Here is a 13,947-nt window from a genome sequence, read left to right on the forward strand (position 1 = left end):
GCCGCCGCGGGGCGCCGCATTCGATTTCAATTGAACGCTGCCCACACCAGATACCCGTTCAACCCGACGATCACGGCCGTCGCCGCGCCGGCCGCGATCCGCAGCGGCATGCGCATCGCATGCGCGCCCATCACGTCCGCGCGCGCCGACAGCACCAGCAGCGCGATCATCGGCATCGGCAGCACGAAGCTCAGCACGACCTGGCTCAGCACCATCGCACGCGTGACGTCGCAGCCCAGCGCGACCACCGCGAACGCCGGCGCGATCGTCACCGCACGGCGCACCCACACCGGCAGCCGGCGCCGGATGAAGCCCTGCATCACGACCTGCCCCGCCATCGTGCCGACCACCGAGCTCGACACGCCCGACGTCAGCAGCGCGACCAGGAACAGCGCGCCGGCCGCCGGCCCGAGCACCGGCACCAGCGTGTGATACGCGTCGCCGATGTCGGTCGTGCCCGGCGCTGCTCGATGGAACGCCGACGACGCCATCATCACCATCGCGAGATTCACGGCGCCGGCCACGCCGAGCGCGGCCACCACCTCGCGGTTCGAGAAACGCACGAGCCGGCGGCGCTCGGCGTCGTTGCGCAGCGTGGTGCGGGCCTGCGTCAGCCCCGAATGCAGGTACAGCGTGTGCGGCATGATCGTCGCGCCGATGATGCCGACCGCGATCGTCAGCGCGGCGTGATCCGGCAGCTGCGGCACGACGAGATGCAGCGCCGCCGCCTGCCAGTCCTGCGGCGCGATCAGCAGCTCGCCGACGTAGCAGATACCGATCACGCCGACGAGCGCCGCGATCGCGGCCTCGAGCGGCCGGAAGCCGCGCGTCTCGAGCCCGAGGATCGCGCAGGTCGCAAGCGCCGTCGCGACCATCCCCGCGAGCAGCGACAGGTGGCACAGCAGCCCGAACGCGAGCGCGCCGCCGAGGAATTCCGCGAGATCGGTCGCCATCGCCGCGACCTCCGACGCGATCCACATCGCCCAGACGAGCCGCGCCGGGAAATGCGCGCGGCACAGCTCGGCGAGGTTGCGGCCGGTCACGATGCCGAGCTTTGCCGACATCGCCTGGAACAGCATCGCGATCGCGTTCGCGGCGAGCACGACCCACAGCAGCCGGTAGCCGTACGCGGCGCCCGCCTGGATGTTGGTCGCGAAATTGCCGGGATCCATGTAGCCGATCGACGCGATCACGGCGGGGCCGACGAACGGCAGCAGCGCCGCCGCGCCGGTGCGGCGCCCTTCCAGCGCGGCGCGCGCCGCACGCCCGGTGCGTTCAGAGAGTTCGGAGGACGGGCCCGGCAGCGCGACGCCGCCGGCTGGTTTGCTCGACATGGGAAGCATGGTCTCGTTCCGTTCGAATGAAGGAGGCTGCGAGTGAGGAAGCGTCGCGGCCGGCGCGCCGCCTGCCGGCCGCGCGCAGGTCACGCCGGCACGACGTCCGGGCGGTTGCGCGGAATCTGCGCGATCACGTCGGGCGCGAGGTTCAGGTGCGCCTCGACGAGCCGCGGCGGCGTATGCGCGAGCCAGTCGGACAGCGACACTTCCGCGTAGCGCTCCGACTTGAAGATCTCGAGGAACACGAGATCGGTGTTGCCCGTGTTCTGCACGTAATGCCCGAGGCTCTTCTTCACGTAGCCGACGTCGCCCGCGCGGAAGTCGGCTGTCTGCGCCTTCGGCCCCGTGTCGAACACGGTCATGCGCGCGTCGCCCTGGATGTAGTACTGCCATTCGTCCGCGTTCGGATGCCAGTGCAGCTCGCGCATGCCGCCCGGATGCACGGTGACGAGCGCGGCGGACACCGTCTTCGACACGTTGAAGTTGCTGCTGTCCGCGATCCGCACCTCGCCGCCGCGCGTCCTGACGACGGGTTTCATGTCGCCGAGCGAGAACACGAACGGCTGCGGCGGCGCGCCGCGCGACGACGCGGCCGCGCGCTGCGCCTGCGCGAGCGGCCCCGGGTCGTCGCCCTGGAAAATCCACAGGTTGTCGAGCGGGATCCTGGAAAACGCATCGGCCGGCACGCCGAAGTTCAGCGCGAGCACGTCGGGCGGCGTGTGGGCGATCCAGTCGGTCAGCAGCAGCGTGTTGAATTCGGACGCGCGGCCGTTATCGAACGCGAGCAGGAATTCCGCGCCGTCGGTGCCGAGCCCCTGCAGCGAATGCGGAAGGCCGGGCGGGAAATACCACAGGTCGCCCGTCTTCACGTCCTGAACCGACGGCCGGCCCTGCTCGTCGAGCACGGTGATCCGGCAGCGGCCGTCGAGCATGAACGCCCATTCGGCCTGCTGATGCCAGTGCATCTCGCGAATGCCGCCGCGCGTGAGGCGCATGTTGACGCCCGAAATGGTTTCGGAAATCGCGAAATCGTCCTGCGTGACTTCCCGCGCCCATCCGCCGTCCTGAATGCGTTTATGCGCATTATTGAAAGACGCCCAGAATAACGGCATGCCGTTGATATCGGTCGCGGGCGGATCCTGAAACGATGGAAACTGATTGGCGAGAGCCGGATTCTTCGGCCCCGGATCGGTCAGGCTCTGGCGGTTGCGCGCGTTGACCGCGCCTTCCGGCGGGCGGTCCGGGTTGCCGAACGTGGCCGCCTTCGCCGTCACGGCAAGGCCGGCCGCGGCAACCGCGCCGGCCGTGTTCGCGAGCATCCTGCGTCGGGAAAGATTCGTCATGATTTCCTCTTCAATTCCGCAATTAATCGAATTCTCGGCACGGGATAATCGATCACCTTTCAATTTGTCGATTAACTCGATATCCCGAGACACAAGTTAAATACAAAACCGAGAGAAAATTAAATGAATAATCAAGATGGTTTAATGATTTAATATAATCAACTTTAAGTTTGTAATAAATGCATTCGGGTGACGCGAACGTGCGGGATGCCGTCTCGCCGATTTTTCGGGCCATCCCTCTATCGATATTCGTCACACCATAGTTTTTATAAGCTGGCGCGAATGATTTTGGCTTCGTTAGATGAATGACAATTCGCCGCCAAACGACAACGATCTAACAGCCGATGACCTGCGCGTTCGCCCATACCGTCGAAGCCCGTTTCGCCGAACTGACGCCCACCGCGAAGCGCATCGCGAGCTACATGCTCGCGAATCTCGACCGGCTCGGCCTCGAGACCGCCGACCAGATCGCGCAGCAGGCCGGCACCAGCGGAATCTCGGTCGGGCGCTTCCTGCGCAGCGTCGGCTACCGCAATCTCGACGACCTGAAGCGCGAGCTGCGCGGCGACGGCGATCGCCCGTGGATGATCACCGACCGCCTCGACGAATACCGCCGCGCCGCCGCCACGCCGGACGGCGCGCGTCACGACGCGCTCGCGCAGTCGCTCGACCGCGAGCTGGATGCGATCCGGCACGTCTACCGGCTCGCCGAAGGCCCCGTGTTCGCCCGCGTGGCGGAGCGCATCGCGCAAGCCGACGCCGTGTTCATCCTCGGCATCCAGTCGACGCGCGGGATCGGCAACGCATTCAGCAGCTACCTCGAATACCTGCGCCCGCGCGTGTTCTATTCGGACGGCCAGTCGGGCTCGTACGTCGATTCGCTGAACTCGGAATTCGCGCAGCCGTATTGCATCGTCACCGACACCCGCGCATATTCGCGCGTCGCGCGCCGCTATTGCCAGGCGGCCGCCGAGCGCGGCCTGCCATTCGCGCTCGTCACCGACCTCTACTGCCCGTGGGCGCGCGAATGGCCGGCCGACCTGCTGCAGGTGAAGACCGACGTCGGGCAGTTCTGGGATTCGCTCGCGCCGCTCACCTGCCTGTTCAACCTGCTGATCACGGCCGTCGTCGACCGCCTCGGCCCCGCGATCGACCGGCGCGTCGCGCGCAACCGCGAGCTGCAGCGCGCGTTCGACCAATTCGAACCCTGAGCCCCGATCCGCCGATGAATGCACCCCGCCTCGTCGAAATCACGGCCCGCACGCATGACGTCGCGATCGACCTCGTCTACGCGACCGAACGCAACCTGACCGGCAAGGCGATTTACCGCCGCGCGCATTGCCTGCTGCTCGAGCCGGCCGAAGCGGCGCTGCGCCGCGCGGCCGAGGTCGCCGCGCAGGCGGGCCTGCGGCTGCGAATCTACGACGCGTATCGCCCGCCGCAGGCGCAGCAGGTGCTGTGGGACTTCCTGCCCGATCCGAACTTCGTCGCCGATCTCGGCCGCGGCTCGAACCACAGCCGCGGCACCGCGCTCGACCTGACGCTCGCCGGCGCGAACGGCGACGTGCTCGACATGGGCACCGGCTTCGACGAGATGGTGGCCGCGTCCGGCCACTTCCACGCGGGCCTGCCGGCCGCCGTGCAGCGCAACCGCCTGCTGCTGCTCGGCGTGATGCACGCGGCCGGCTTCGCGCACATCGCGAGCGAATGGTGGCACTACGAACTGCCCGGCTCGCACGCGCTGCCGCAGATCGACAACGCCGACAGCGGCCCGTGGCGGCTGATGTGAGGCTCGACCCATTTCCCGATGACCCACCGAAGGAGCGCACATGAAACGTCTGACACCCCGGCTCGTCGCGGCGCTCACCGCATCCGTGCTCGCCGCCGCCCCGCTCGCCGCGCGCGCGGAGACGCCGAAGGACATGTTCGTGATGGCCACGCTGCTGGACGAATTCACGACGCTCGATCCAGGCGAGATCTACGAGCTGGTGCCGGAGGAATACGTCGCGAACACCTACGACCGCCTGGTGCGCGTCGACCTGCGCGACCCGTCGACATTCAACGGCGACGTCGCGCAGTCGTGGACCGTGAGCCCCGACGGGCTCACCTACACGTTCAAGCTGCGCCCCGGCCTCAAGTTCCATTCGGGCAACCCGCTGACCGCCGACGACGTCGCATGGTCGATCCAGCGCACGGTGCTGCTCGACAAGGGCCCGGCCGCGGTGCTGACGGGCATCGGCCTCACGAAGGCCAACGTGCTCGCGAACGTGAAGAAGCTCGACGACCAGACCGTGTCCGTCACGACCGACCAGAAGTACGCGCCGACCTTCGTGCTGAACGTGCTCGGTTCGTGGCCCGCGTCGGTGCTCGACAAGAAGCTGCTGCTGTCGCACCAGCAGGGCAGCGACTTCGGCAACGCATGGCTGAAGACCAACGAAGCCGGTTCCGGCGCGTACAGGCTCGTCAAATGGGCGGCCGGCGACAGCCTCGTGCTGCAGCGCTTCGACGGCTACCGGCTGCCGCTTGCGATGAAGCGCATCGTGCTGCGCCACGTGCCGGAAGCCGCGAGCCAGCGCCTGCTGCTCGAGAACGGCGACGTCGACGCGGCGCGCGACCTGAGCCCCGACGATCTCGCGGCGGTCGTGAAGTCCGGCAAGGCGAAGGTCGCGCCGTCGCCGCAGGCGACGCTGCTGTACCTCGGCCTGAACACGAAGAACCCGACGCTCGCGAAGCCCGAGGTGCAGGAAGCGCTGAAATGGCTGGTCGACTATTCGGGCATCCAGAACCACGTCGTGAAGACCACCTACAAGGTGCACCAGACCTTCCTGCCCGACGGCTTCCTCGGCACGCTCGACGCAAAGCCGTACCGGCTCGACGTCGCGAAGGCGAAGGCGCTGCTTGCGAAGGCCGGCGTGCCGAACGGCTTCGCCGTGACGATGGACGTGCGCAACGACTATCCGTACACCGAAATCGCGCAGGCGGTGCAGGCGAATTTCGCGCAGGCGGGCGTCAAGGTGCAGCTGATCCCGGGCGACAACAAGCAGACGCTCGCGAAATACCGCGCGCGCCAGCACGACATCTACATCGGCGAATGGTCGGCCGACTACATCGACCCGCACAGCAACGCGCAGGGTTTCGCGTGGAATCCGGACAATTCCGACAAGTCGAGCTATAAAATGCTCGCTTGGCGCAATCGCTGGGACATTCCGCAGCTGACGAAGGACACCGACGCCGCGCTCGCCGAGCCGTCCGCCGCGACGCGCGCGCAGCGCTACCAGACGATGCAGAAGTCGCTGGCCGCGCGCTCGCCGTTCGTGATCATGTTCGAGAAGGTCGCGCAGGTCGCGACGCGGCCGGGCGTGGGCGGCCTGGACGTCGGGCCGATCAATGATCTCGTGTCGTACCGCAACCTGAAGAAGCAATAAGATTCACCCCATGTCGACTCCCGCTCCCTCCCTCGAAGCGCTGCGCACGCTGCCCGCGCGGCGCCCGGCCATACGCCGGGCGCTGCGCGTGCTGCGCTGGGCGCTCACGCTCGCCGTCACGTTCGCCGGACTGCTCGCACTGACCTTCGTGATCGGCCGCAAGGTGCCGATCGACCCGGTGCTCGCGATCCTCGGCGATCGCGCGTCGGCCGAAGCGTATGCGGCCGAACGCATCGCGCTCGGCCTCGACAAGCCGCTCGCGACGCAATTCCTGATCTACGCGCGCGACGTGCTGCACGGCAATCTCGGGATGTCGCTGCTGACGTCGAACCCGGTGCTCGACGACATCAAGCGCGTGTTTCCGGCGACGCTCGAGCTGGCGACGCTCGCGACCCTGATCGGCATCGCGATCGGCGTGCCGCTCGGCGTCGTGGCCGCGGTGAAGCACAACCGGCCGATCGATCACGTCGCGCGCTTCGTCGGCCTGATCGGCAGCTCGGTGCCCGTGTTCTGGCTCGGCCTCATGGGCCTGCTGCTGTTCTACGCGCGGCTGCACTGGGTCGCGGGGCCCGGCCGGCTCGACCCGGTGTTCGACGGGATGGTCGACACGCGCACCGGCAGCCTGCTGATCGACGCGGCGCTGGCCGGCGAATGGGACGTGTTCCGCAACGCGCTGTCGCACATCGCGCTGCCGGCCACGATCCTCGGCTACTACTCGGTCGCGTACCTGAGCCGGATGACGCGCTCGTTCATGCTCGACCAGCTGAGCCAGGAATACATCGTCACCGCGCGCGCGAAGGGCTTGTCCGAGCGCCGCGTGATCTGGCGGCACGCGTTCGGCAACATCGCGGTGCCGCTCCTGACCGTGATCGCGCTCACCTACAGCAACCTGCTCGAAGGCTCGGTGCTGACCGAGATCGTGTTCGCGTGGCCGGGGCTCGGCTCGTACCTGACGGGCGCGCTGCTGAACGCCGACATGAGCGCGGTGCTCGGCGCGACGCTCGTGATCGGCGCGATGTTCATCACCGTCAACCTGCTGACCGACGCGCTGTATCGCGTGTTCGATCCGCGCGCACGCTGAGGGCCGCGCCGACATGTCCGCTTCATCGCTTCTTCCCGCCCGCTTCACGCCAAAGGCCGCCCGCTCATGACCACGAATGCAGCACGCCCCACCCTGCGCGCGTGGCTCCTGTCCGACGCGCCCGCGTCGCGCTCGCAGGCCGCGCTCGGCCTCGCGTACCGCCGCTGGCGCCGGTTCGCCGCGAATCCGCTCAACCTGCTCGGGCTCGCGATCCTCGTCGCGCTGGTCGCGGTCGCGCTCGCCGGCCCGCTGATCACGCCGCACGACCCGCTGCGGCAGGTGCTCGCCGACCGCCTGCTGCCGCCCGGCTCGCCGTCGCACTGGCTCGGCACCGACCAGCTCGGCCGCGACATCCTCTCGCGCCTGATCGGCGGCGCGCGCCTGACGCTCGGCATCGCCATGCTCGTCGTGGTGCTCGTCGTGCCGGTCGGGCTCGCGATCGGCACGACCGCCGGCTACGTCGGCGGCTTCGTCGACAGCGTGCTGATGCGCATCACCGACGTCGCGCTCGCGTTCCCGAAGATCGTGCTCGCGCTTGCATTCGCGGCCGCGCTCGGGCCCGGCGTGATCAACGCGGTCGTCGCGATCTCGATCACCGCGTGGCCCGCGTATGCGCGCCTCGCGCGCGCCGAGACGATCCGCATCGCGCAGGCCGACTACATCCACGCCGCGCGGCTGCAGGGCGCGTCGGGCCCGCGCATCCTGCTGCGCTACATCGTGCCGCTCTGCATGTCGTCGGTGATCGTGCGCGCGACGCTCGACATGGCGGGCATTATCCTGACCGTCGCAGGCCTCGGCTTCCTCGGCCTCGGCGCGCAGCCGCCGAGCCCGGAATGGGGCTTCATGGTCGCGTCGGGCCGCAACGTGCTGCTCGACGCGTGGTGGGTGGCGACGCTGCCCGGTGCGGCGATCCTGCTCGTCAGCCTCGCATTCAACCTGCTCGGCGACGGGCTGCGCGACGTCTTCGATCCGCGCCATGGAGCGTGACATGACCGCCCCCCACACCAACCACACGAACGCGCCGCTGTGCGAGATCGACGGGCTGAAGATCGGCTTTCGCGGCCACGACGGCACGGTGTCGGACGCCGTGCGCGACCTGTCGCTCACGCTCGCGCCGGGCGAACGGCTCGGCATCGTCGGCGAGTCGGGTTCCGGCAAGTCGCTCACGGGCCGCGCGCTGCTCGGCCTGCTGCCCGACGCCGCGCAGTGGTCCGCGCGCACGCTGCGCTTCGCGGGCCACGACCTGCTCGCGATGTCGCCGCGCGAGCGCCGGCGGCTGTGCGGCAGCCAGATCGGGATGATCCTGCAGGATCCGAAGTATTCGCTGAACCCGGTGATGACGATCGCCAAGCAGATGGGCGAGGCGTTCCGGCTGCGCGAGCCGGGGCTGCGCGGCCGCGCGCTGCGCGCGCGCATCGTCGACGCGCTCGCGGCCGTGCAGATCCGCGACCCGGCGCGCGTCGCCGACGCGTATCCGCACGAGCTGTCGGGCGGCATGGGCCAGCGCGTGATGATCGCGATGATGGTGTCGACCGGCCCGCGCCTCTTGATCGCCGACGAGCCGACCTCGGCGCTCGACGTCGCGGTGTCGATGCAGGTGCTCGCGGTGCTCGACGCGATGATCGCGCGGCACGGCACCGGCCTGATGTTCATCAGCCACGACCTGCCGCTCGTGATGTCGTTCTGCGATCGCGTCGCGGTGATGTACGCGGGGCGCGTCGTCGAGACCTGCGCGGCGCGCGACCTGCGGCACGCGACGCACCCTTATACGCGCGGTCTGCTCGCGGCCAACCCGCCGCTGCGCAACCCGCCCGACGAGCTGCCGGTGCTGCAGCGCGACCCGGCCTGGCTCGGCATCGCACCGCAACAGGAGGCCGCCCGATGATCGACGTCGACCACGTTTCGATCCGTTTTCCGACCCGCACCGGCCACGTCGACGCGGTGCGCGACGCGAGCTTCGCGGTGCGCGACGGCGAGGTGTTCGGCCTCGTCGGCGAATCGGGTTCCGGCAAGTCGACGCTGCTGCGCGCGCTCACCGGGCTCGTGCCGCTCGCGTCGGGCAGCCTGTCGATCGACGGCCGGCCGATCGGCGGGAAGCTTGACCGCGCGTTCCGCCGCCAGGTGCAGATGGTGTTCCAGGATCCGTACGCGTCGCTGCATCCGCGCTTCACGATCGACCAGACGCTGCGCGAGCCGCTGGCGATCCACGGGATCAGCGACGCCGACGCGCGCATCGCCCGCGCGCTCGCCGAAGTCGGGCTCGGGCCCGCGTTCCGCTTCCGCTATCCGCACCAGCTGTCGGGCGGCCAGCGGCAGCGCGTCGCGATCGCGCGCGCGCTGATCGTCGAGCCGCGCGTGCTGCTGCTCGACGAGCCGACGTCCGCGCTCGATGTGTCGGTGCAGGCCGAGATCCTGAACCTGCTGCGCCGCCTGCATCGCGAGCGCGCGCTGACGATGATCCTCGTCAGCCACAACCTCGCGGTGGTCGGTTTCCTGTGCCAGCGCGTCGCGGTGATGCAGCACGGCGAGATCGTCGAGCTGCTCGGCGTCGAGGACGTGCGGGCCGGCCAGGTTGCGCGCGACTACACGCGCTCGCTGCTGCGCGCGACCGAAGGCTACCGCCGGCTCGACCCGGCGCTCGACGCGCCCGCCGCCTGACATCGCGGCGGCCTGACATCGCGGCGACGTGTCGGCATGCGAAACTTCACGCGCGGCGGGCTGCGCGGAACCCTTGCGCGGCACGCCGGTCCATGCAACATTCATCCATCAACGAACAGGAGGGCTCATGCTGCATTTCATCGAAACCCTGGTGGTCGGGCTGATCGTCGGCCTGCTCGCTCGCGCGCTGAAGCCGGGCGACGACAAGATGGGGCTGGTGTTGACGTCCGTCGTCGGCATCGTCGGCTCGCTGATCGCGGGCTACGTCGGCCGCGCCGCGGGCTGGTACGCGCCGGGCCAGGGCGCAGGCTGGATCGCGTCGATCATCGGCGCGATCGTGCTGCTGGTCATCGTCGGCGCGATTCGCAAGCGCGCCGCCTGAACCTGCGCTTTCCGCGTCACCCGTCAAAACGGCCGCTCGTCACTGAGCGGCCGTTTTGCATTCCGGACGATGCCGCGCATCGCGCGCGGCTTTCACGATCCTGTCGCACCGGTATTACCCCCAACTTGCGATAGCGCAGACGCGGCATATATTGAATCGAACGATATCGATATCGTTTGATTATTCGTTTTATTTTTCATTTTCCATTCAAGAGATCCAATGCATTTGCCGTTTACGCACCTAGCACCGCAGCGTTGACGGACTGCCACTCGAGCGGCCCCGCTGCGACACGCGTCCTCTCTGGAGCCTGTCATGAAGCATCGCGCAATCGCCGCCTCGTTCGTTCTGGCTGCCTCGCTTCTGGCCACATCCTCGCCCTTTGCCGCCGGCGCGTCCGGCATCATCCAGTTCACCGGCATGATCGTCGAGCCGCCGTGCTCGTTCGCGCTCGATGCGGCGGTCGGGGTGCCCGCAAGCGTGCGCCCCGACTGCCCGCGCCCCACGTCCGGACAGATCGCATTCGTCGACGCCGCGAGCCTGCAGGCAGTCAAGACAACGACCTTTACGCAAGCTTCCCGCGCAATCGTTTTACCGAAACGTGCGGGCAACGCTCAAGCGCCAATGATCGCGATCGTGACGTATCAGTAACACCGGCCGCCGGCGCGGCGCGCAGCGGGTTCGACACGCCTTCGACGCCGTCGCGCGTCAGTCGCGATGGCGCGCGATCCAGTCGCTGAACGCGCGGATCTTCTGCTGGCTGCCGAGGTTCTCGGGATACACGAAGAAATAGCGCGCGCCGGTTTCGAGCACGACGTCGAACGGGCGTTCGAGCCGTCGCGCGCTGACGTCGTCCTCGACGAGCGTGACGTCGCCGATCGCGACGCCGAAGCCCTGCATCGCCGCGTTCGTCGCGAGATCGAGCGTGTCGAAGCTCGGCCCGCGCTCGGGGTCGATCGCGCGCGCGCCCGCGTGATCGAGCCACGCTCGCCAGTCGCGATGGTCGCGCGTCGGATGCAGCAGCGTATGGCGCGCGAGATCGCCGACTTCATCGAGCGGCGACGCCTGCCGCAGCTCGGGCGCGCACACGGGCGTCAGCCGCTCGTCGAACAGCGGCAGCGCGACGACGCCCGCGCCCGGAGAAGTGCCGTAGACGATCGCTGCATCGAACGGTTCGGTTGCGAAGTCGACGACGTGCTGCCATGCGGTCGTGATCTGCACGTGCAGATCGGGATGCTCGCCCTGGAAGCGCATGATCCGCGGCAGCATCCAGCGCATCACGCAAGTCGGCACCTTCAGCGCGAGGTCGGTGCGCTGGCGCGTGAGCCGCATCGAGATGTCCTCGATCCGCGCGAAGCTCTCGTTGACGACCGGCAGCAGCTGCTCGCCCTCTGCCGTCAGCGTGAGCCCCTTCGCATGCCGCTTGAACAGCGGGAAACCGTAATGCGCCTCGAGCGTCTGGATCTGCCGGCTCACCGCGCCCTGCGTGATGCACAGCTGCTCGGCCGCGCGCGTGAAACTGCGGTGGCGGGCGACCGTCGAGAAGATCTGCAACGCGTGCAGGGGCGGAAGTCGGCGCATGGCAAGGCGAAGTGAGCGATGAAAACGCGCGCGCCGTCGGCGCGCGCAGACCGACACGATAAGCGAAACGCCGGCTTTGCGCGAGGCGGCGCGGCCGGTGGACCAGCGGCATCAGCCGAACATCACATGAACGTCAAGCGGCGATCAGCGCGGCTGCCGCGATGCGCGCCGCCGCGGCGACGACGTCCGCATGCGGCGCCGCGCCGGCATCGGGCTGCGTGAACGATACTGCCATCACGAGCGGCGCACGCGAGGTCGGCCACAGCACGGCGACGTCGGTCGTCGTCCCGTAGCCGCCCGCCCCGCCCATGCTGGCGACGCGCCAGTCGGACGGCACACCCGCGCGGATGCCCGCGAAGCCGCGCGCGTTGCCGAGCATCCATGTCGTCAGTTGCGTGCGCTCCGGTTCGCGCAGCACGTCGCCGAGCAGCAGCCGGCGCAGCGCTTCGGCCATCGCGAGCGGCGTCGACGTGTCGCGCTCGTCGCCGGGCGTCGCCGTGTTCAGCGCGGGCTCCCAGCGGTCGAGGCGGAAGCTCGTGTCGCCGCTGTCGTGCGCGAACGCGGTGACGGTCTGCGGCCCGCCGAGCACGCGCATCAGCAGGTTCGCCGCGGACTTGTCGTCGGACTGCAGCACCGCCTCACACAATTGCCCGACCGTCATGCCGGTATCGGCGCGGCTCTCGGTGACCGGCGAACCCGGCACGAGCTCGTAGCGCCGATACAGCGTGCGGCGCGACAGCAGCGACGCATCGAGCGTGCTGCGCGCCAGCATCGCGGCCACCGCGACGACCGCGTACGTGGCGCACACGGGGAAGCGTTCGCGCGAGCGATAGCCGATTCGCGCGCCGCTCGCGGTGTCGAGCGCGGCAACGCCGAGCCGGCCGTTCGATGCTTTTTCGAGTGCATCGAGCTGGGACTGCGCGGCGTGAAGATGTTCGCGGTCGCCGGCGGGCGCTCGCGCGCATGCGGCAACGAACGGCGCCGCGACAGCGGCAAGCAGCAGCGAACGGCGTGACGGAGAGTGGTCCATGGCTGACGGATCGACTGCATATCGGGCGCTGCATGACGGGAACGACGGACGAGCGGGCCTGCTCCTGCTCCTGCTCCTGCTCCTGCTCCTGCTCCTGCTCCTGCTCCTGCTCCTGCTCCTGCTCCTGCTCCTGCGCGTAGCGTAGCAGCGACCGCGCGCGTATTCCAGCGCCGGCCGCGCGCCGCTCAGCCTTGCGACGTCGGCAGGTAGGGCATCGGGTTGACCGGCTTGCCGTCGCGCCGCACCTCGAACAGCAGCGCGACGCGCGAGTTGTCGACATCGCCCATCTCCGCGATCGCGTCGCCCTGGCGCACGACGTCGCCGGTCTTCACGAGCAGCTTGCGGTTGTGCGCATACGCGGTCAGGAAATCCGCGTTGTGCTGGACGATGATCAGGCTGCCGTAGCCGTTCAGCCCGACGCCCGCATACATCACGCGGCCGTCGGCGGCAGCGCGCACCGGGTCGCCGGCGCGGCCGGCAATCTGGATCCCGCGGTTCTGCCCCGGCCGGAACGGCTCGACGACATTGCCGCGCGCGGGCCACGTCAGCGCGACCCCGCTTGCATGACGCCGGGTTTCCTTGACGACCTGCCGGTCGCTGGCCGACTGCGCGGCGGCCGGCGACGCGGCCTGCGCCGATGCGACGGCCGGCGCCTGCGGCGCTTCCTGCTTCACGATGCGCAGCGCCTGCCCGGCCCGCAGCCGGCTGCGCGCGCCGAGCCTGTTCCACAGGCGCAGGTCGGCCACGCTGCAGCCGTGCGCCGACGCGATGCCCGCCAGCGTGTCGCCGCGTTTGACGACATAGCGATGCGCCACCAGGATGGGGGCCGGCGGCGGCGCCGTCGCGGCCGATTGGGCGGCCGCGTCCTGCGGCGATGCCGGCCCGCCCGCGAGCGTATCGCTCGGCGGAACCGGCGGGGCGGTCGCGCAACCGGCCATGACGAGCACGGCGCCAAGGCCCGACAGCCACGCCGCCCTGCGGTAGATCTCGCGCTTTTCCATGGTCGACCGACTCCGATTTAACATTCTTGACAAGCTTTCAAGCATCTCAAAAACGGGACGGGCGACGTGTAACCGGATGCAAACATTGATGACAAACGATCACGAAGCCCGC

14 protein-coding genes are annotated in these 13,947 nt (G+C 69.0%); 9 read left to right on the plus strand and 5 right to left on the minus strand.

All coding sequences use genetic code 11. The features are described 5' to 3' along the window. Positions 1-26: 26 nt before the first annotated feature. Together HWY45_RS28820 and HWY45_RS28825 are read right to left on the minus strand one after the other, a co-directional pair. Positions 27-1,343, minus strand: coding sequence for an Nramp family divalent metal transporter (locus tag HWY45_RS28820; protein WP_059883837.1), 1,317 nt, complete (start codon positions 1,341-1,343; stop codon positions 27-29). 80 nt (positions 1,344-1,423) lie between these two features. Next, the gene (locus HWY45_RS28825) at positions 1,424-2,680 is read right to left on the minus strand and encodes an oxalate decarboxylase family bicupin (protein WP_059810257.1); all 1,257 of its coding nucleotides are present in this window, start codon (positions 2,678-2,680) and stop codon (positions 1,424-1,426) included. 344 nt (positions 2,681-3,024) lie between these two features. Between HWY45_RS28825 and sapR the strand changes: the two genes are divergently transcribed. The 9 genes from sapR (at position 3,025) to HWY45_RS28870 (ending at position 10,874) form a co-directional block, all read left to right on the plus strand. Next, complete coding sequence (sapR, locus tag HWY45_RS28830) at positions 3,025-3,891, plus strand: sap1 transcriptional regulator SapR (protein ID WP_059883836.1); 867 nt, start codon at positions 3,025-3,027, stop codon at positions 3,889-3,891. Positions 3,892-3,905: 14 nt separating this feature from the next. Then, positions 3,906-4,469, plus strand: coding sequence for a D-alanyl-D-alanine dipeptidase (ddpX, locus tag HWY45_RS28835; RefSeq protein ID WP_059883835.1), 564 nt, complete (start codon positions 3,906-3,908; stop codon positions 4,467-4,469). Positions 4,470-4,509: 40 nt separating this feature from the next. Continuing rightward, on the plus strand, positions 4,510-6,105 hold the full coding sequence (locus tag HWY45_RS28840; protein WP_059883834.1) for an ABC transporter substrate-binding protein: 1,596 nt from the start codon (positions 4,510-4,512) through the stop codon (positions 6,103-6,105). A 10-nt stretch (positions 6,106-6,115) separates the two neighbouring features. Further along, positions 6,116-7,186, plus strand: coding sequence for an ABC transporter permease (locus tag HWY45_RS28845; protein ID WP_059883833.1), 1,071 nt, complete (start codon positions 6,116-6,118; stop codon positions 7,184-7,186). 66 nt (positions 7,187-7,252) lie between these two features. Further along, a complete protein-coding gene (gene nikC / locus HWY45_RS28850; protein WP_059810243.1) occupies positions 7,253-8,173 on the plus strand; it encodes a nickel transporter permease in 921 nt (306 codons plus the stop codon). Continuing rightward, positions 8,163-9,071 (plus strand): ABC transporter ATP-binding protein, encoded by a 909-nt coding sequence (locus HWY45_RS28855; protein ID WP_175038361.1) that lies wholly within the window; start codon positions 8,163-8,165, stop codon positions 9,069-9,071. Before nikC ends, HWY45_RS28855 begins: the two co-directional genes overlap by 11 nt. Continuing rightward, complete coding sequence (locus tag HWY45_RS28860) at positions 9,068-9,844, plus strand: ABC transporter ATP-binding protein (RefSeq protein ID WP_059810241.1); 777 nt, start codon at positions 9,068-9,070, stop codon at positions 9,842-9,844. The genes HWY45_RS28855 and HWY45_RS28860 overlap by 4 nt, the downstream gene beginning before the upstream one ends. Positions 9,845-9,971: 127 nt before the next feature. Further along, a complete protein-coding gene (locus HWY45_RS28865; protein ID WP_059810238.1) occupies positions 9,972-10,226 on the plus strand; it encodes a GlsB/YeaQ/YmgE family stress response membrane protein in 255 nt (84 codons plus the stop codon). Positions 10,227-10,538: 312 nt separating this feature from the next. After that, the gene (locus tag HWY45_RS28870; RefSeq protein WP_059883832.1) at positions 10,539-10,874 is read left to right on the plus strand and encodes a fimbrial protein; all 336 of its coding nucleotides are present in this window, start codon (positions 10,539-10,541) and stop codon (positions 10,872-10,874) included. Positions 10,875-10,931: 57 nt separating this feature from the next. On the opposite strand, the gene HWY45_RS28875 is transcribed toward HWY45_RS28870, so the two are convergent. From HWY45_RS28875 to HWY45_RS28885, 3 genes are all read right to left on the minus strand, one after another. After that, positions 10,932-11,804 carry a LysR substrate-binding domain-containing protein gene (locus HWY45_RS28875; RefSeq protein ID WP_059565630.1) on the minus strand — a complete coding sequence of 291 codons (873 nt, stop codon included), beginning with the start codon at positions 11,802-11,804 and terminating at the stop codon, positions 10,932-10,934. 133 nt (positions 11,805-11,937) lie between these two features. After that, on the minus strand, positions 11,938-12,834 hold the full coding sequence (bla, locus tag HWY45_RS28880; RefSeq protein ID WP_059883831.1) for a class A beta-lactamase: 897 nt from the start codon (positions 12,832-12,834) through the stop codon (positions 11,938-11,940). Between the two features lie 185 nt (positions 12,835-13,019). Next, entirely contained in the window at positions 13,020-13,835 is an 816-nt protein-coding gene (locus HWY45_RS28885) for a peptidoglycan DD-metalloendopeptidase family protein (protein WP_059883830.1), read from the minus strand. Between the last annotated feature and the right edge of the window lie 112 nt (positions 13,836-13,947).

The organism is Burkholderia stagnalis (genome assembly GCF_902830275.1).
Lineage (GTDB): Bacteria > Pseudomonadota > Gammaproteobacteria > Burkholderiales > Burkholderiaceae > Burkholderia > Burkholderia stagnalis.